Genomic DNA, 17548 nt, shown 5'->3' on the forward strand with positions numbered 1-17548 from the left:
CGGTCGGTGGACGATTACGGGCGACGATTACGGAGGACGATTTCACACACATAGCGCCGCTTCGCGCATTTCCGGATTCCATTTCGGACGCAGGACGCCGGACTCAGGACGCGGATTAATTTGGACGACGGACGCTCGTGTGAGGCTTTTGAAAAAACCTCTTTGCGGGGGCTGGTAAGAGGATCAATTGGAAAAAAGAAAAAGCCCGGGGTGTGTTTGGGACACAACCCGGGCTGGAAAAAAAAAGTCCCGGCGGCGCGCTACTCTCCCACGGGCTAACCCCGCAGTACCCTCGCCGAAGATGCTCTTCACTTCCGTGTTCGGAATGGGAACGGGTGTTACCTCATCTCTCTGGCCGCCGGGAAAAAAGAATGGACAGTTTGGGTTTTTTCGATTGCGTCATACATCGAGGTGTCGTGTAAAAAAGGGCAAACCACTCGGCGTATTAGTACCGGTCAGCTCAACGCATTACTGCGCTTACACCTCCGGCCTATCAAGGTCGTAGTCTTCAACCCGCCTTTAGTCTGGCCGAAGCCAGAGGGCGGTCTTGTCTTGGAGATGGCTTGGCGCTTAGATGCTTTCAGCGCTTATCCGTTCCGCACATAGCTACCCGGCGATGCCGCTGGCGCGACAACCGGAACACCAGAGGTGCGTCATTCCCGGTCCTCTCGTACTAGGGAATGCCCTCCTCAAACCGCCTGCGCCCGCAGAGGATAAGGACCGAACTGTCTCACGACGTTCTGAACCCAGCTCGCGTACCGCTTTAATTGGCGAACAGCCAAACCCTTGGGACCTTCTCCAGCCCCAGGATGCGATGAGCCGACATCGAGGTGCCAAACCGCCGCGTCGATATGGACTCTCGGCGGCGATCAGCCTGTTATCCCCGGAGTACCTTTTATCCGTTGAGCGACGGCGCTGCCACGAGCTACCGCCGGATCACTAGGTCCTGCTTTCGCATCTGCTCGACCTGTCGGTCTCGCAGTTAAGCCACCTTCTGCCCTTGCGCTCTTCGCACGATTGCTGACCGTGCTGAGGTGACCTTCGAACTCCTCCGTTACTCTTTGGGAGGAAACCGCCCCAGTCAAACTGACCCTCTGGCGTTGTCCGTCGGCCGGATGACGGCTCGACGTTAGACGACCGCCCGCGCAAGACCGGTATTTCACTGGTGCCTCCACCACCGCTAACGCGGCGGCTTCGCAGGCTCCCGGCTATGCTACACATGCACGAACAGGCGACAGTGCCAGAATACAGTAAAGGTTCACAGGGTCTTTCCGTCCTTCTGCGGGAATCCGGCATTTTCACCGGCATTACAACTTCACCGAGATCCTCGTTGAGACAGCGCCCATATCGTTACACGATTCGTGCAGGTCGGAACTTACCCGACAAGGAATTTCGCTACCTTAGGACCGTTATAGTTACGGCCGACATTCACGGGGGCTTTGGTTCGGAGCTTCGCCTTGCGGCTAACCCCTTGCCTTGACCTTTCCGCATTGGTCACGTGTCACACTCTATACGTCCCCTTGCAGGTTGGCAGAGTGCTGTGTTTTTGTTAAACAGTCGCATGGGCCCGTTTACTGTGCCCCCTTGCGGGGGACCCCTTCTCCCTAAGTTACGGGGCTAGTGTGCCGAGTTCCTTAACGAGGGTTCTCTCGCGCGCCTGGGTATGTTAGTACCCTCCCACCTGTGTCGGTTTTGGTACGGGCGGTAGCTCAACCTTAGGGGTTTTTCTTGTCGGCTTGACGTCATGAACTTGGCTGGATTGCTCCAACCTACCTAACGCATCTGGCTTGTGCCAGGCGGATTTTCCTGCCTGGCGCCCTGTGCGCTTCGAAGGGCATCCATCAGCCCTAATCATTAGCCTTCCGCCATCCCCATCGGATAACTCGAGCTACCGGTCACGGAATGTTAACCGTGTGTCCGTCGTCTACGCCTTTCGGCCTCGACTTAGGTCCCGACTGACCCCGGGCGGACGAACCTACCCCGGGAAACCTTGGGATTCCGGCGGATGGGATTTCCACCCATCTTTTCGTTACTCATGTCCGCATAATCACTGCCGCGCAGTCCACGGTCGCTTCCGCTTCCGCTTCAACCCGTCGCGGCACGCTCCTCTACCGACGCCTTTCGGCGTCCCGCGTCTTCGGCAGGTGGCTTGACTCCCGATCATTTTCGGCGCAAGATCTCTCGACCAGTCAGCTGTTACGCACTGTTTAAATGATGGCTGCCTCTAAGCCAACATCCTGGCTGTCTACGAAACCTCACATCCTTAGTGACTGAGCCACCTTTAGGGGCCTTAGACGGCGATCTGGGCTGTTTCCCTTTCGGCCATGAAGCTTAGCCCCCACGGCCTCACTCCCCCGTTGACATACGCGCGGTATTCGGAGTTTGACAGGCTTCGGTACCCCGGTAGGGGCCCTAGACCAATCAGTGCTCTACCCCCGCGCGACGCATTACGGGAGGCTGTACCTCAATACATTTCGAGGAGAACCAGCTATCACCCAGTTTGATAAGCCTTTCACTCCAACCCCAAAGTCATCGAAGACCTTTTCAACGGTCACTCGTTCGGCCCTCCATCCCCTGTTACGGGGACTTCAGCCTGCTCTGGGGTAGCTCACATGGGCTTCGGGTCCACCCCGTGCGACTGGTCGCGCGTTTCGCGCTCGCTTTCGCTGCGGCTGTTCCCTCTCGGGATCGGCCTTGCCGCACAGGGTGACTCGCGGACTCATTATGCAAAAGGCAAACGGTTACGCCTTGCGGCGCTCCCATAGCTTGTGGGCGCACGATTTCAGGTCTGTTTCACTCCCCTCACGGGGTTCTTTTCACCTTTCCCTCACGGTACTCGTTCACTATCGGTCACCAGCGAGTATTTAGCCTTGGAGGGTGGGCCCCCCAGATTCAGGCAGGGTTTCACGTGCCCCGCCTTACTCGGGATACCGTCTGACGCAGCCGGGGCTTCGGGTACGGGGCTATCACCCCCTGTGGCCGGCCTTTCCAGGCCGTTCCCCTGCCGCTGCTTGCGTCGTTGTGACGGTCCCACAACCCCAGGGAGCAAGCTCCCTGGTTTGGGCTGATCCGCGTTCGCTCGCCACTACTTGCGGAATCTCGTTTGATTTCTTTTCCTCCGGGTACTGAGATGTTTCACTTCCCCGGGTATCGCTCCACCGCGCCTATTGTATTCAGCGCGGGGTCACACCCTATGAAAGGTGCGGGGTTGCCCCATTCGGAAACCCACGGATCAAAGCGTGTTTGCCGCTCCCCGTGGCTTATCGCAGCTTACCGCGTCCTTCATCGCCTGCTGGTGCCAAGGCATCCGTCGTGCGCCCGTATACGCTTGCCCTGAGATTGACTCTCTCGGTATACGTTGCAATCTTATTCCCAAACTGTCCAAATTGTCAAAGATCGTACCGTGCGTCGCCGCACGGAAAATGCGTCAGGCTCTTTCTCCCATCGGCCCGCCCACTGGATTGGTGGGCGTGCCTGGAGTCGAACCAGGGACCTCGTCCTTATCAGGGACGCGCTCTAACCAACTGAGCTACACGCCCGTCGCGTGGTGGAGGCGGCCGGGTTCGAACCGGCGGCATCCAGCTTGCAAAGCTGGCGCTCTACCAACTGAGCTACGCCCCCGGTCTGGGGCACGCGCCGTTGCGTCCGACGCGCCCGAATGTTCATGATTTGCCTAAGCAGAGCCTGTTCGGTCCAAAAGGGATGCGACCCCGAAACACCTGTTCCGTTATCGGAAAACACGGATTTCACCGTAGCCCCTCGCGTTGCCGCGCGGGCTGCTCCTTAGAAAGGAGGTGATCCAACCGCTGGTTCCCCAACGGTTACCTTGTTACGACTTCATCCCAATCACCACCCACACCTTAGACGGATCCGTCCCTTGCGGGTTCAGATTCCAGCTTCGGGTGCAGACGGCTTTCATGATGTGACGGGCGGTGTGTACAAGGCCCGGGAACGTATTCACGGCGCCGTAGCTGATGCGCCGTTACTAGCGAATCCAACTTCATGCGGTCGGGTTGCAGACCGCAATCCGAACTGGGGCCGGTTCTGGGGGTTTGCTCCACCTCGCGGTATTGCGTCCCTTTGTGCCGGCCATTGTAGCACGTGTGCAGCCCCGGATGTAAGGGCCATACTGACTTGACGTCATCCCCACCTTCCTCCCGTGTGAACGGGCAGTCTGTCCTGAGTTCCCGCCATTACGCGCTGGCAACAGGACACAGGGGTTGCGTTCGTTACTGGACTTAACCAAACACCTCACGGCACGAACTGACGACAGCCATGCAGCACCTGTGCAGCACCCTCGAAGGAAGCCTACTTTCATAGGCCGTGCAGCTGCATGTCAAACCCGGGTAAGGTTCTTCGCGTTGCATCGAATTAAGCCACATGCTCCTCCGCTTGTGCGGGCCCCCGTCAATTTCTTTGAGTTTTAGCCTTGCGGCCGTACTCCCCAGGCGGCACACTTAACGCGTTCGCTGCGGCACGGCGGGGGTGAAATCCCGCCACGCCAAGTGTGCACCGTTTAAGGCTGGGACTACCAGGGTATCTAATCCTGTTTGCTCCCCCAGCTTTCGCGCCTCAGCGTCAGAATCGTTCCAGAGAGCCGCCTTCGCCACCGGTGTTCTGCAGGATATCAACGCATTTCACCGCTACACCCTGCATTCCGCTCTCCCCTCCCGACCTCGAGCGACGCAGTTCCGGGCGCACTTCGTGGGTTGAGCCCACGGATTTCACACCCGGCATACGCCGCCGCCTACGCGCCCTTTACGCCCAGTAAATCCGAACAACGCTCGCCACCTCTGTATTACCGCGGCTGCTGGCACAGAGTTAGCCGTGGCTTCCTCTTGGGGTACAATCCGATACCGTTGATGTTACCGCAGGCATCTTTTTCCCCCATGACAGGAGTTTACGACCCGAGGGCCTTCATCCTCCACGCAGCGTCGCATCGTCAGGCTTGCGCCCATTGCGAATGATCCTCGACTGCAGCCTCCCGTAGGAGTCTGGGCAGTGTCTCAGTCCCAGTGCGGCTGGTCGTCCTCTCAGACCAGCTAGACGTAAGCCTTGGTGAGCCGTTACCCCACCAACTAGCTGATGTCACGTGAGCCCATCCCTCTGCCACGGGCCTTGCGGTCCCCGCGTTTGACAACCGGGGGATGCCCCCCAGCGCCTCATCCGGCTTTAGCCCTCGTTTCCAAGGGTTATTCCAGGCAAAGGGGCAGGTTGCTCGCGCATTACTCGCCCTTCCGCCACTCTCACGCCCTCGTATTGCTACTCAAGCGATCCCGTTCGACTTGCATGCCTAATCCACGCTGCCAGCGTTCGTTCTGAGCCAGAATCAAACTCTCAATGTAAATCTCGCACTGCGGCACTGGCATGCCGGAGTGTTTTTTGCTTTTTCATCTCCGGGTCTCCCCGGCACAAGCATTCCAAAGTCGCATCCCTTCTGAATCGAAGGGTTCTTGTTAGGCTGAACATTCGGTTATCAAAGATCGTGTGCCGTGGGGCGAGGCATCGCCCGTTCAGCCCCTCTCGCGCACATAAACAACCGCCTCGCGGCGCCCGCCCTTGTGCAGCGAAAGGACCGACAATTTACACCATGGGCCGTTTGGTGTCAACACCGTTCTGAAAATATTTTTTTGGATGGCCGAGAACCTCTCGAAAGAGGCCCGTTTTATTGGGGATTTTTGCTGTTTTTGGATTTGGGCGCCTTCGCGGCGAGCGGGCCCCTATTCCGTGTACTCGCTTCTGAAATCAGGGGATTGCCCCCAGCCGTGCGAATAGACGCCGGTTTAATGTCAGAAACCCCGTATTTTCAGGGCTTTTGAGTGGCGGAGGGGGAGGGATTCGAACCCCCGGTACCTTGCGGCACGCATGATTTCGAGTCATGTGCATTCAACCAGGCTCTGCCACCCCTCCTCAGAAAGCGCCGTTAAAATAGCGTATAGCCCCTGTGGCGTCAAGGCAAAGGTGGACCGCGCGAAAAGCCCTTTCATCCCGGGCGCTGATTAGCTATCATGATTGAAAGTTTTACGTTACGCAGGCAGAAGAGGTTGAATCTCATGTCTTTTACCTATCCCATCGGGCGGATATTGGCCGGCGATCCCCAGCGGGTGCAGGCGGCCGTTGAGCGATTCCATGCCCAGGCGATTGATCACGTTGCCTTGTGCGCCGGTGACACCGGGTACTCGCCGCGGCGGACGACCCTCGGCCGGCGCGAGTCGGTCTCCGGACCCGGCACGTTTACGCGGCGGGCGATGCGAACGCTGACTTTCGCCCCGGGGCGGCATCCGGGCTGGTGGATCCGGCGTACCGATCTGGATGAGCAACTGAACGTTGGCGTCTCGCCCTGCAACATCTGGACGAGCCAGCGGAACATCGTCTTGCGCAGCGGCTCACCGCACAACTACCTGCGCATGGTCGAGCACATCGTCGCGCTGCGACTGGGGCTGGGGGTCGATGACGTGGTCGTCGAGACCGGATCGGGCGATCCGCCGCTGTTTGACCGCAGCAGCCTGGACCTGGTGGAGGCGGTCGAACGGGCGGGGATCGTCGAATTGGACGAGCCGGCCCGCTACGTGACGGTGAAGGAGCCGGTCACCATCGGTGGCGACCGGGGGGATTTCATCACGATCCTGCCCGCCGAGAAAGGGGTTCGCCGGCTGCGCCTGGACTGCGCGATCGATTTTGCCTCGGTGATCGGCAAGCAGCGCCTGGTCTATGACCTGACCCCCGCAACCTTCCGCACCGGCGCGTTCGCGCGCACCAATGCGTCCCAATCGCAGCGGGTCCTCGCCTACACCGTCGGCCTGCTGTTCGCCGACACGCGGAATCTGGGCTACACGAACCGGAACATCCTGATCCACGGCCGGAAACGGTATTGGAACGAGCCGCACCTGCTCCAGCCCGACGGCCGTTCGCTCGAGCCCGTGTGGCACCGAGCCACACTCGACCTGCTCGCGGCACTGGCGCTCATCGACTCCGGCCGGCTGGCCGGGACCGTCGTCTCCTACCGCGCCGGTCATACGCTGGATTGCCGTCTGATGACGCTCCTCTACCTGCATGATCTGCTGACGACCTGCTAGTCGGCATAGGCTCGGATACCGGCACTGATCGCGTCGGCGAGACGCTGACGATGGCTGTTGGTTCCGAGCCAGCGCGCCTCGCCGGCGTTGGAGAGAAAGCCCACTTCGACCAGAATCGCCGGGCAGGGCGCGTTGCGCAGCACGTGATAGCGGGCCCGTTTGATGCCACGGTCGGGACGTCCGAGTTTGGCCAGTTGACTGTGCACCGAAAAGGCCAGAGCGAAGTTGGCGTCGGCAAACGCGTTCCCGGGTACCACCGCTTCTGCGGTGCCGCCACTGGTGGAGGGGAAACCTGCCGCGGGAACGAGGTAGGTCTCAACGCCGGTGGCATTCCGATTGGGCGCGGCATTCGCGTGGATGCTCACCAGGCAGTCGGCCTTGGCGTTTGCGGCGCGTGTGACCCGGAGATCCAGCGGCAGGCCCGAATCATCATCGCGCGTGAACATCACATGCACCGGCGCGCGCGCAAGGCCAGCGGCGACGCGGCGCGCCAGATCCAGCGTCAGTTCTTTCTCCTCCTGACTTGCCCCCGCGCTCACGGCACCCCGATCCTCGCCGCCGTGGCCGGGGTCGAGCATGACCGTCAGATACCGCCGTCGGGGGGTTTGCGGCAGCCGCTTGTCCACCGGCGTGTGCAGGGCTTCAAGATCCCGGACGTCTGCTGGCGAGAGGTAGAGGTTGGCCGACCCCGCTGGATGGGCGACCGGGGCTGCATTGAGCCAGACCAGCGCGCCATCGATCTCCATGCAGCGACTGCCGGAAACCAGCCGGATCGTGTGGCTCGGGGTCTTCAGCGTCGCGCCCTCCACCGACACCCGCCAACCAGCGGCAGGCGACTGAACCCGCCGGGCCACATCGGCCAGCGGCACCCAGCCGGTTAGTCCGGCGGGCGGAGGCGTGCCCGGCGACTGCGGCGGGAGCGAGGCGCACGCCGTCACGAACAGACAGCAGGCCGCGCCCATGCCAACCGAACTGAGAACCGAACAGAGAGTGTGGATAAAACTCATGAAACACGCAGTGTGCGGGCGGGAGGAAACGGCGGATAATTCCGTCCCCTCTTCGTACACGTCTGACTCGCCTCCGCTAGGCGTTGATCGTCACGGTTGCTTTTTCGCGCAGGTCGGCGACATAGGCCGCGACCACCTCGCCGCGGGCGGTGTGGCGCAGGAAGTCACGGATCGACTCGCGCACGTCGTCAAAGGAGGCCTCGACCGCCTGCTCTTCGTCGTTCTTGCAGATGAGGTGGAAACCGAACGGCGTTTCGATCACCTCGCTCAATTCGCCGACCTTCATGGAGAACACGGCGGTGTCGAACTCCGGCACCATCATGCCGCGGCTAAACCAGCCGAGGCTGCCGCCGTCCGCCTTGCCGCTCGGGCAGTCGGAGTGGGCCCCCGCCTCCTCGCCAAAATCGGCGCCGCCAGTGACCCGAGCCCGAATCTCATTCAGTTTGGCAATGGCATCGAATTTTGCTTTTGGGCTGTCGTTCTTCGGTTTCACCAGAATGTGTTGCGCCCGCACACGCATCTCCCGCTTGTATTCGTTCTTGTGGGCGCTGAAATGGGCGCTGATATCGGCCTCCCGGGGATCGGGAACGCCCGCCGTGACCTTCGCGATCAACTTCTCCACACGCTGCCCGCGCATGAGCTGCGCACGGAATTCGACCTCCGAAAGCCCCTGTTTGGCGAGCGCCTCCGCGAGCTTCTCTGCGCCGCCCACCTGCTCGGAAACCTCCTGATACTTTTCGTCGGCATCGGCGTCGGTCACCACCAGGTCGAGCTTCGCCGCCTGGTCGAAGAGGAGCTTGGCGCCAATCGCCTGATCCACCGCCCGCTGCTGGAGCACCGGGGCCTGGGCCCGAACCTGCTCCTCGGGCATGTGCTGAGCATAAAACCGGATCAGCCTGCCGAACTCGTATTCGATCGCTGCTGGCGGAATGACCTGTCCGTTGACCGTAACCGTCGGAATCGCCTGTTTTTTTGTCATGGGGTCAGTGTAGCTTTTTGCGGGACGGTTGCCCAGTATTTTCGCGCGTTTGACAACGTCCGATCAATCATGCTACCGTACCCACGTTTTCGGTTGCCAGCACGTGGCGTCGGTTTCCCGCGCCCCCTTTGTCCTTGTGGTGTTACGCATGATGTCGTCCCATCAAGCACGTCTTGTCCTCGCCTGTCTGGTCGGTCTGATCGTCGGCGCGGACGGTGTCCGGGCTCAATCAGCACCCGAGCGTTTTGTCGACTATCACACGGGCTTTCATCGCGACATTCTGGAACTGCAGGTGCTGCTCGACCGCCAGCACCTCTCCTGCAACTGCATCGACGGAATCTGGGGGCCGCGGACCGAGATTGCGCTCCAGACCTGGCAGTTGCTCAACGGCCTCCCGGCGACCGGTATTCCCGACGCCGCCGTTCTCGAAGCGCTCGGCGGGGGGGTTCCTGTGCTCACCCGCTATACGGTGACCGAGGAGGATGCCGCCAACCTCGGCCCGTTTCCCGATGACTGGGAGGAGCGGGCCAGGCTGCCGGCGCTCCGCTTCGTGACCCTGCAGGAAATGCTGGCCGAGAAGGGACACCTGTCGCAGCGCGCGCTGGAGCGGCTGAATCCCGAGGTGGCATGGCCCAATCCGCCCGCAGGCACCGAGATCGTGCTGCCCGACTGTTCCCACGAGAAACCGCAGCGGGCAGGCTCGATACGGATCACCTTGGGGCGCACGGAGATCGCCGTCTACAATACCAACGGCGATCTGATCGCCCTCTTTCCCTGCTCCATCGCCCGCAATAAAAGCCACCGCCCCGATGGTGTCCTCACCGTGCGCACGGTCGCCCCCAATCCCAATTACACCTACGACCCCCAGCTTTTCGAACCGGGCGGCGAGAACACGGTCAAGCTGATCATCCCCCCCGGCCCCAACAACCCGGTCGGTCTGGCTTGGATCGGACTCTCCCTCCAGGGATACGGCATCCACGGAACGCCGATCCCCGAGAACATCGGCCGTGCCGAATCCAAAGGGTGTTTTCGTCTGGCCAACTGGAATGCGGTCAAACTGCTGCAGATGGTGGACGTCGGCACACCTATCCTGGTCGAGGAGTAGCCCGTTAAGAACGAGATCCCACATGAGCCAACCCGTCGTTTCCTCCCGCAAAAAGATCTACCTCAGCGGACCCATCATGGACGAACATCTCCAAGCCGCCCGCACGTGGCGTGAGCGGGCCCAGGAGCGCCTGTCCGACGCCTTCGTGCTGCTCGACCCCATGCGCCGCGATTTCCAGGACCGCGAGTTCGACAGCGCCAACGAGATCGTCGAGTTCGATCTGCAGGACGTGCGCGACGCAGACCTCCTGCTGGTCAACTACAACCGCGCCTCGATCGGCACATCGATGGAGGTCTTCTATGCGGCCCACGACCTCGGCAAGTTCATCGTCGCTTTCTCCCCCATCCCCTTCAAGGAATGCTCGCCTTGGATGGTGCGCTTCTGCACCAAGATTCTCCCCGCGCTCGATGACGCCATCGTCTACATCCGCGAACACTTCATCCAACGCCATATTGCATGAAAGCCACACCACTCCAGCCCCTGCTGATCGTTTCCGCCCGAATCATTGACCCGGCGTCCGGACGAGACGAGATCGGCGATCTCTTCATAGCCGATGGCCGGTTCGCGGCGGTTCCGGCGACCCTCCCGGCCAACACGCGTCACATCGATGGCCGCGGCCGGGTGGCCACGCCCGGCCTGTGGGACCTCCACGTCCATTTCCGCGATCCGGGCGCGCCCGCCGCCGAGACCCTCGCCAGCGGCGCGGCGGCCGCGGCGGCCGGCGGATTCACCACCGTGGTGACGATGCCCAATACCGCGCCTGCCTGCGATACGCCCGCGTGTATCCGGTATCAATCCGATCCCGGCTTGCCGGTGACCGTGCGACCCTCAGCCTGCATCACCCGCGGCCGCGCAGGCCGTGCGCCAGCCGATCTGGAGGCGCTCGCCGCTGCCGGCGCGTCGGCGTTCACCGACGACGGCGCCATGGTCGCCGATGACGCCGTCATGGCCGAGGCCATGCGCCGCATCCGGCCGCTCAACCGCGTTGTGATGGATCACGCCGTGGTGGCGTCCATCGCCCGCGCGGGCGTCATCCGAGACTGCCCCCTCGCGCGGCGCCTCCGCCTGCCGATCTTCCCCCCCGAGGCTGAGATCGACGCCGTCGCCCGCGACATCCGCCTCTGCCGCGAGACCGGCTGCCCCATCCATATTCAACATCTCTCCTGCGCCGGCTCCGTCGCGCTCATCCGCGCAGCGCAGGCCGAAGGCTTGCCCGTATCGGCCGAGGCGTCCCCCCACCATCTCGCCCTCGCCGCCGAGGACATCGCCGACGACGACGGTCATTTCTGCATGAACCCGCCGCTCGGCGACCGGGCCGATGTCGCCGCGTTGCGCGAAGGGGTCCGGGATGGCGTCATCGCCGCCATCGCCACCGATCATGCGCCGCACACCCCCGCCACAAAGGCGCATGGCTTTTTGCAGGCATCGTTCGGGGTTATCGGACTCGAAACCGCGCTCGGCGCAACCTACACCACCCTGGTCGCCGGTCTCGGGATGCCCCTCCGGGACTTCATCGCGCGCTGGACCACCGGCCCTGCGTCCATTCTCCGGCTGCCCGTTCCATCCCTCGCGCCGGGAGCCATCGCGGATCTCGCTCTGCTCGACCTCACCACGCCCTGGCGCGTCGAACCGGAACAGTTCCGTTCCCGCTCTCGCAACTGCCCCTTCGCCGGGCAGACCCTCGTCGGCCGCGCCGTCCTCGCCATCAGCCGCGGATGGGCGGTGTAACCGACTTAAATTGGGTTGCATGCCTGCTGGAAGGCTGCGATACTTTCCGCTTCTCTCCGGGGCTTGGCGCCGTTGCGTCGGCCGTGGTATGTCCGCTGGAATCGCAGGAAAAGAGGTTTGTCATGATTGTGGACGGCACGAAAATTATGGATCTGCAACTCACGGCGGTCAAGGCCACGACGATGCGTTTCGTCAACGGCCAGAGCACGCCGATCACGCCGGTCAAGCAGACCCCGTGTCCGGACGGGTGCGCCTTGAGCCTGGATGGCGCGTGGCAGGTGGCGCGCTGGCCGTTTGCGAAGCCCGAAGCCACGCTGGTCTCCGCGCCGTGCCCGGACACGACCTGGGAAACCGTTCTGCAGCCCGGCAAAGTGCTCTATGGCGATCCGGAGGCCGACGGGAAGCCGTTCCCGGCGAACTGGAACCGAATCACCATGGAGCACCTCCACAACGAGGATGGCGCCGTCATCCGCCGACGCGTGCGGATTCCCGCCGAGTGGCGCGGCAAGCGGGTCATCCTGCGGTTTGACGCGATCTATCCGGCGGGGCGGATCTATCTGAACGGGGAACTGCTCGGGGAGCACCTCAGCGGCCTGACACCGGTGGAGTTTGACATCACCCGCAAGGTGGCGCCGGGCACCGAGGCGCTCGTTGCCGTGCGCCTGCTGCGCAAGCATAAGTTTCTGAAGATGGACATGGTGCGGCACTCGCTGGAGTTTGCCGGCCTGGCCCAGCCGGCCTGCCTGTTCACCGTGGAGCCGGTCATGGTGGACGACTATCACCTGATCAGCGCGCTCGGCAAGACGTTCGACAAGGGAACGGTGGTGGGGACGGTGGTGGTGCGCAGCCATGGGGGGGCGGCCCGGGCGGCGCTCACCGTGGAACTGATTGACGACCAGGGCGCGGTCGTGGCCCAGGCGGCGAAGGCCGTCACCGTGCGGCCTGCGGGGCGCGCCGAAGCGGCGATCAAGCTGGCTGTCGCCACGCCCAAGCTCTGGAACGACGAGGCGCCGAACCTCTATACCGTCCGGATCGCGCTGCGCGTGCCGGGCCAGGACGACCAGACGATCACCTATCGCACCGGCTTCCGCCGGCTGGACCTCTCGCCGAGCGGGCCGCGCCTCAACGGCTCGTTCATCAAATTCCGCGGCGTCAATCACCTCACGTTCCATCCCGAGCACGGAATGCATACGCCGAAGGAGTGGCTGCGCCGCTGCCTGTCGATGATGAAGAAAGCGAACGTCAACTGCATCCGGACGCACTATCTCGGTCCGCGCGACTTGAGCGACCTGTGCGACGAGATGGGCTTCTACCTGATGCAGGAGCTGCCGATCGACTGGGGCACCCATTACATTCATGATCCCGAGTGGGTCGGCCCGGCGCTGCTGCGTATCGAAAGCGGCGTCCGCCGCGACCGGCATCATCCGTCGCTGGTGGTCTGGAGCGTGGGTAACGAGAATATTCCGGAGCGCGCCGCCGTGGCGGAGGATGGCTGGAACCACCTGCGCATCTACGACCGGTTCTGCAAGCTCCTCGACCCCACCCGGCCGACGATGTTCCCTCCGCCGGGGCCGGCCAACAAGATCAAGGGGGTCTTCGAGCTGCGCGTGGGCGACATTGCCGACACCCACTACACGTTCCAGATCCCCAAGGGGTTCATCGCGGCCGGGCGCTTCGAAAATCCCCGCAGTTGGGAGGGGGAACTCGATATCTGCACGCGCAAGCAGGCGCTGGCGCGGGGCTGGAGCGGCGTCTGGTTCAGCTCCGAGTGGGGCCTGTTTAACATGATGCCGGATCTGCTCAACTCGCCGTACGCCAGCATCATTGACGACGTGCCGGAGCCGCTCTTCTCGGGAAAGAACACGCTGCAGGTCTTCCAGGATCGTCTGGAACGCGAGTGGGGGTTCATGCGCAGCGAGCCCACCTGCCTCGGCGGGACATTTTTCCCGTGGATCTGCGCATCCGTTTCCGTCCGCTCCGAGGACAACCCGTGGGGGTGGATGCGGCTGGCCGAGGACAACGACTGGGGGGTGATGTGCGCGGATTTGACGCCCAAGCCGTTCTTCTGGGCGATGCGCGTGGCCTACAGCCCCGTGCAGTTCCCCAAGCGGCTGGCGTGGCAGAAGGGGCAGCGTGACATCAACTTCGAGATCGAGAACCAGTTCAACAGCATCGATCTCTCGCAGTGCACGCTGCGCTTCCAGTTCGCCCTGTCGAGTATCTGGATGACGTGTATCCGGCCCTTCACGGATGTGAAGGTCGCCTGTCCACCCGGCCGCCGGGCGATGGTCCGGCTCAATCTGCCGGATGAGACGTGGCTCCAGGAGCTGGACCGCGGGCGCTCGGCCCTGGTCCGCTGCACGGTCCTCGATCCGCACGGGTTCAAGGTGATTGTGGCCGAGACGCTGGTGCTCTCGGGCGATGCGGTACAGGTTGGCGACCAGTCCATGCCGATCGGCCCCGATGCGCCGATGTAAGGTCAGGAGAGGCTCCTGCAAAACCCGATCCCGGGTGTTCGCAAGAGAGAAATCAGGTATCATCCAGGAGCAGAACGTCATGTATGCGAAGCAGATGGATTGGTTTGTCAAGGCGCGGTTCGGGCTGTTTGTGCACTACGGACTCTACAGCATTCCGGAGCGCGGGGAATGGGTGATGAACCGGGAGCGCTTGAGCCGCGAGGAAATGCAGGCGCTCGCGCAGCAGTTCAACCCGGTGAATTTTGATGCCGACCAGATCTGCGAACTGGCGGTGCGCGCGGGCATGCGGTATGCCGCGCTCACCACCATGCATCACGATGGGTTTCGCCTATACGATACAGCGCTGTCGGACTTCAACGCCATGCGCTATGCCGGGCGCGACCTGGTGGCGGAGTTTGTTGCGGCGGCCCGGAAGCACGGGTTGCGCGTCATGCTCTACCACAGCCTGAACAACTGGACGGACCAGCCGGACGCCGTTGATGCGCTGGAGAGCCCGGATGCCTACGAGGCATTCATCGGCAATACCTTCGCGCGCCTCAAGGAGCTGGTGACCCGCTTCAACCCGATTGACGTCCTGTGGTATGACGGGTGGTGGCCGTTCAGCGCGGCGCAGTGGCAGGCGGAGAAGATGAATGCCATGATCCGGAAGATTCAGCCGCAGATTCTCTTCAATGGCCGCAACGGGCTTCCGGGTGACTTTGGAACCCCGGAGGGGCACATGTCAGCGCCCACGCCCTGGCGCCCGTGGGAGGGGTGCATCACCCTCAACGATCACTGGAGCTACCATCGTGGGGATCACCACTGGAAGGGCCCCGACGAGGTGGTCAGCATGCTGGGCTCTGCCGCTGCGGCTTGCGGCAACCTGCTGCTGAACATCGGACCCCGGGCTGACGGATCGGTGCCGGAAGCGTCGGCGGAAATCCTGGAGCGGATCGGACGCTGGCTCGACCGGAACGGCGAGGCGATTCGCGATACGGACCTGTTCACGTGGGGCCTGATGGATCGCAGAACGCCCAGTAGCGAGTGGTCGCACCAGGGCACCTTTACCTCGTCGTTTACCCGCAAGGGGCAGACCCTTTACCACCTGGTCCGTTATTGGCCGGGCCCCCGTCTCGTTGTGGCCGGCTTCAACACGGTCGTCGAACAGGTGAGCCTCCTGCACTCCGGAAAACCCGTCACGTTTACCCAGCAGGGTGACAAAGTGATCGTCACCGATTTGCCCGAGGCGGCTCCCGATCCGGTGTGCACGGTGCTTAAGTTTGTCTGTCGCGACGTCCCGGAGCTTTATCTGACCGGAGGCATGCGCATCCCCGGGGTTGCGCACCCGCCGTACGATCCGTGTCAGTCCGATATCCAGTGAAAATATTCGCTTGCTTAAATCCGACGGCTGGCTGACAATAGAAAAAAGGAGATGTTTATGTCAAATCTTGTTTCATGCCTGAAGTCCGAGATTGTCCGCCTCGCCCGCAAGGAGGCCAAGGCGGCGGTTGACCCCGTGCGCAAGCCTTCCATCGCTGCCCGCAAAACCCTTGCCGACGTGAAGCGGCGGATGGCCGCTCTGGAGACGGAACTGCGCCGGGTGAACGGGGTTCTTTCCAAAATGCAGGCCGCCCAGCCGTGCCAGCCGGAACCCGCTGCGTCCGATGCCCGGATGCGGATCACCTCGCGGAACGTCCGCGGCCTGCGGAACCGGCTGGACCTCGCCCCGGCCGCCTTCGCCAAGCTGCTCGGCGTGACCCCGAAGTGGGTCTACCTCTACGAGAACAAGGAGGGGCCGCTCAAGATGCGCGCGCCCACGCTGAAGGCCTTCGTGGCCGCCTCCGCCCTGAAAGCCGGGGAGGCGAAGCGGCGCATCAGCGCGATGAAATGAGGCGTCTGCGGCCGCCCGCCCCGTAATCGGCTGGGGACAGGGGTGTGTGGGTGTGTGTGGGTGGCGCCCCCTGTCTGCGCGCGTACACGCACAGGCATGCCGCCGCGCCGCAGGCGCATGGATCCAGGCGTTTATCGCTCGTCCATAACTTGACGTTGTTGTCCGCAGATTGCGCAGATTTTCGCAGATAGTCATTCAATCTGCGGCAATCTGCGCAATCTGCGGATAAAGTTACCCCCTCGATCATTCGCGGCGCAGCCGCGCGGCTGGCTTTTCTCTTGGAGCGCGAGGGTGTCGTAGAAGCGACCGGTGGGTGCGTTGAGGAAGGCGTCGCGGGTGATCCGGCCGTCTGGGGTCCATGCGGGCGCGGGGGCGCGGCGGAGGGGGAGCGCATTTTCATCATTTCAGCGTTTTCACGCGGCGGGGACGCCGCGTCCACGAGAAACGCGCCTTTTCAGCTTTCAGTTTTCAGCATTTCAGCTTTCTCTTCTGTCGCCGTAGAGCCTTGACGTTGGATCGGACAATAGATATGCTTGCATTAGCAATACAAGTGCAGTACGCTTGCATCATCAACTGAGAGGACTCGATATGAGTACAACGACACTTCAAGTACGTCTGGACCACCAACTCAAGAAGGACGCTGACCACTTCTTCTCGACGGCAGGGTTGGACACCACAACTGCGGTCAGGATGTTTCTCCGGCAGGTCCTGATTCGGCAGGCAATCCCCTTTGACATTGTCGCCGATGATCCCTTTTACGCCGCCGCCAACCAGAAAGTCTTGAAGAAATCCATCCGGCAACTGGAGTCGGGGAACGGAAAGGCGCACGCACTTGCCGAGGTCTAGTCATGAACAAGGTCTTCTCGGATGAAGGTTGGGGCGACTATCTCTATTGGCAGACGCAGGACAGGAAGACTTTGAAGCGTATCAACGCGCTCCTGCAGGATATCGAGCGGAATGGCCACCATGGGATAGGCAATCCAGAGTCGTTGAAGGGAGTGTCCGGTTATTGGAGTCGCCGCATTAACGAGAAGGACCGCTTGGTTTACAGGATAGCGGACGGCGCGATCTTGATAGCCCAGTGCCGCACGCATTACGGCGATCATTGAGAACGCCAACCAAGCGATGCAGCCGACGGCGCTGCCGCGCCCCGGCCTGATCGCCGAGGTTCACCCCTCTTCGCTCTCCCGCATCCCGTCGCTCTCCCGCACCACCCGGCCGAGGCCGGCGGTGACGCCGCGTCCACGAGAAACGCGCCATTTCAGCTTTTCAGCATTTCAGCTTTTCAGCTTTTCTCTTGGAGCGC

The 17548-nt window shown here is 62.3% G+C and carries 11 protein-coding genes, 3 tRNA genes and 3 rRNA genes; 9 read left to right on the top strand and 8 right to left on the bottom strand.

The window, feature by feature from the left end:
* Nucleotides 1-247 precede the first annotated feature (247 nt).
* The 6 genes from rrf to FJ222_08550 all read right to left on the bottom strand — a co-directional run bounded on the left by rrf (nt 248) and on the right by FJ222_08550 (nt 5910).
* Nucleotides 248-363: ribosomal RNA gene (rrf, locus tag FJ222_08525) — 5S ribosomal RNA — on the bottom strand.
* 59 nt (nt 364-422) lie between these two features.
* Nucleotides 423-3340: ribosomal RNA gene (locus FJ222_08530) — 23S ribosomal RNA — on the bottom strand.
* Nucleotides 3341-3462: 122 nt separating this feature from the next.
* Nucleotides 3463-3539, bottom strand: a tRNA-Ile gene (locus FJ222_08535).
* A gap of 6 nt (nt 3540-3545) precedes the next feature.
* Nucleotides 3546-3621, bottom strand: a tRNA-Ala gene (locus FJ222_08540).
* A gap of 156 nt (nt 3622-3777) precedes the next feature.
* Nucleotides 3778-5342, bottom strand: a 16S ribosomal RNA gene (locus tag FJ222_08545).
* The 16S, 23S and 5S rRNA genes sit together here with 3 tRNA genes alongside, the layout of an rRNA operon.
* A 478-nt stretch (nt 5343-5820) precedes the next feature.
* Nucleotides 5821-5910: transfer RNA gene (locus tag FJ222_08550), tRNA-Ser, on the bottom strand.
* A 98-nt stretch (nt 5911-6008) separates the two neighbouring features.
* Between FJ222_08550 and FJ222_08555 the strand changes: the two genes are divergently transcribed.
* A complete protein-coding gene (locus FJ222_08555; protein MBM4164471.1) occupies nt 6009-7076 on the top strand; it encodes a UDP-3-O-acyl-N-acetylglucosamine deacetylase in 1068 nt (355 codons plus the stop codon).
* Here FJ222_08555 and FJ222_08560 read toward each other — a convergent pair.
* Together FJ222_08560 and FJ222_08565 are read right to left on the bottom strand one after the other, a co-directional pair.
* Nucleotides 7073-8083, bottom strand: coding sequence for an N-acetylmuramoyl-L-alanine amidase (locus FJ222_08560; GenBank protein MBM4164472.1), 1011 nt, complete (start codon nt 8081-8083; stop codon nt 7073-7075). The two genes, FJ222_08555 and FJ222_08560, sit on opposite strands and share 4 nt — an antisense overlap.
* 76 nt (nt 8084-8159) lie before the next feature.
* On the bottom strand, nt 8160-9062 hold the full coding sequence (locus FJ222_08565; GenBank protein MBM4164473.1) for a hypothetical protein: 903 nt from the start codon (nt 9060-9062) through the stop codon (nt 8160-8162).
* A 148-nt stretch (nt 9063-9210) separates the two neighbouring features.
* On the opposite strand from FJ222_08565, the gene FJ222_08570 reads away from it, so the two are divergent.
* The 8 genes from FJ222_08570 to FJ222_08605 all read left to right on the top strand — a co-directional run bounded on the left by FJ222_08570 (nt 9211) and on the right by FJ222_08605 (nt 17351).
* A complete protein-coding gene (locus FJ222_08570; GenBank protein ID MBM4164474.1) occupies nt 9211-10167 on the top strand; it encodes a murein L,D-transpeptidase in 957 nt (318 codons plus the stop codon).
* Nucleotides 10109-10627 carry a hypothetical protein gene (locus FJ222_08575; protein ID MBM4164475.1) on the top strand — a complete coding sequence of 173 codons (519 nt, stop codon included), beginning with the start codon at nt 10109-10111 and terminating at the stop codon, nt 10625-10627. Before FJ222_08570 ends, FJ222_08575 begins: the two co-directional genes overlap by 59 nt.
* Complete coding sequence (locus FJ222_08580; protein ID MBM4164476.1) at nt 10624-11895, top strand: dihydroorotase; 1272 nt, start codon at nt 10624-10626, stop codon at nt 11893-11895. Before FJ222_08575 ends, FJ222_08580 begins: the two co-directional genes overlap by 4 nt.
* Entirely contained in the window at nt 11883-14372 is a 2490-nt protein-coding gene (locus FJ222_08585; GenBank protein MBM4164477.1) for a hypothetical protein, read from the top strand. The genes FJ222_08580 and FJ222_08585 overlap by 13 nt, the downstream gene beginning before the upstream one ends.
* Nucleotides 14317-15732 carry an alpha-L-fucosidase gene (locus FJ222_08590; protein MBM4164478.1) on the top strand — a complete coding sequence of 472 codons (1416 nt, stop codon included), beginning with the start codon at nt 14317-14319 and terminating at the stop codon, nt 15730-15732. Before FJ222_08585 ends, FJ222_08590 begins: the two co-directional genes overlap by 56 nt.
* Before the next feature lie 57 nt (nt 15733-15789).
* Nucleotides 15790-16242 carry a hypothetical protein gene (locus tag FJ222_08595; GenBank protein MBM4164479.1) on the top strand — a complete coding sequence of 151 codons (453 nt, stop codon included), beginning with the start codon at nt 15790-15792 and terminating at the stop codon, nt 16240-16242.
* Between the two features lie 588 nt (nt 16243-16830).
* Nucleotides 16831-17088, top strand: coding sequence for a type II toxin-antitoxin system RelB/DinJ family antitoxin (locus FJ222_08600; protein ID MBM4164480.1), 258 nt, complete (start codon nt 16831-16833; stop codon nt 17086-17088).
* A 2-nt stretch (nt 17089-17090) separates the two neighbouring features.
* Nucleotides 17091-17351, top strand: a complete 261-nt coding sequence (locus tag FJ222_08605; GenBank protein MBM4164481.1) for a Txe/YoeB family addiction module toxin — start codon at nt 17091-17093, stop codon at nt 17349-17351.
* Nucleotides 17352-17548 lie beyond the last annotated feature (197 nt).

This window comes from Lentisphaerota bacterium (assembly GCA_016873675.1).
GTDB lineage: Bacteria > Verrucomicrobiota > Kiritimatiellia > RFP12 > JAAYNR01 > VGWG01.

What these genes read in the sequence shown, in the direction of transcription:
- FJ222_08555 (MBM4164471.1), top strand. Translation starts at nt 6,009, where the DNA reads ATGATTGAAAGTTTTACGTTACGCAGGCAGAAGAGGTTGAATCTCATG.
- FJ222_08560 (MBM4164472.1), bottom strand. Translation starts at nt 8,083, where the DNA reads ATGAGTTTTATCCACACTCTCTGTTCGGTTCTCAGTTCGGTTGGCATG.
- FJ222_08565 (MBM4164473.1), bottom strand. Translation starts at nt 9,062, where the DNA reads ATGACAAAAAAACAGGCGATTCCGACGGTTACGGTCAACGGACAGGTC.
- FJ222_08570 (MBM4164474.1), top strand. Translation starts at nt 9,211, where the DNA reads ATGATGTCGTCCCATCAAGCACGTCTTGTCCTCGCCTGTCTGGTCGGT.
- FJ222_08575 (MBM4164475.1), top strand. Translation starts at nt 10,109, where the DNA reads ATGCGGTCAAACTGCTGCAGATGGTGGACGTCGGCACACCTATCCTGG.
- FJ222_08580 (MBM4164476.1), top strand. Translation starts at nt 10,624, where the DNA reads ATGAAAGCCACACCACTCCAGCCCCTGCTGATCGTTTCCGCCCGAATC.
- FJ222_08585 (MBM4164477.1), top strand. Translation starts at nt 11,883, where the DNA reads ATGGGCGGTGTAACCGACTTAAATTGGGTTGCATGCCTGCTGGAAGGC.
- FJ222_08590 (MBM4164478.1), top strand. Translation starts at nt 14,317, where the DNA reads ATGCGGTACAGGTTGGCGACCAGTCCATGCCGATCGGCCCCGATGCGC.
- FJ222_08595 (MBM4164479.1), top strand. Translation starts at nt 15,790, where the DNA reads ATGTCAAATCTTGTTTCATGCCTGAAGTCCGAGATTGTCCGCCTCGCC.
- FJ222_08600 (MBM4164480.1), top strand. Translation starts at nt 16,831, where the DNA reads ATGAGTACAACGACACTTCAAGTACGTCTGGACCACCAACTCAAGAAG.
- FJ222_08605 (MBM4164481.1), top strand. Translation starts at nt 17,091, where the DNA reads ATGAACAAGGTCTTCTCGGATGAAGGTTGGGGCGACTATCTCTATTGG.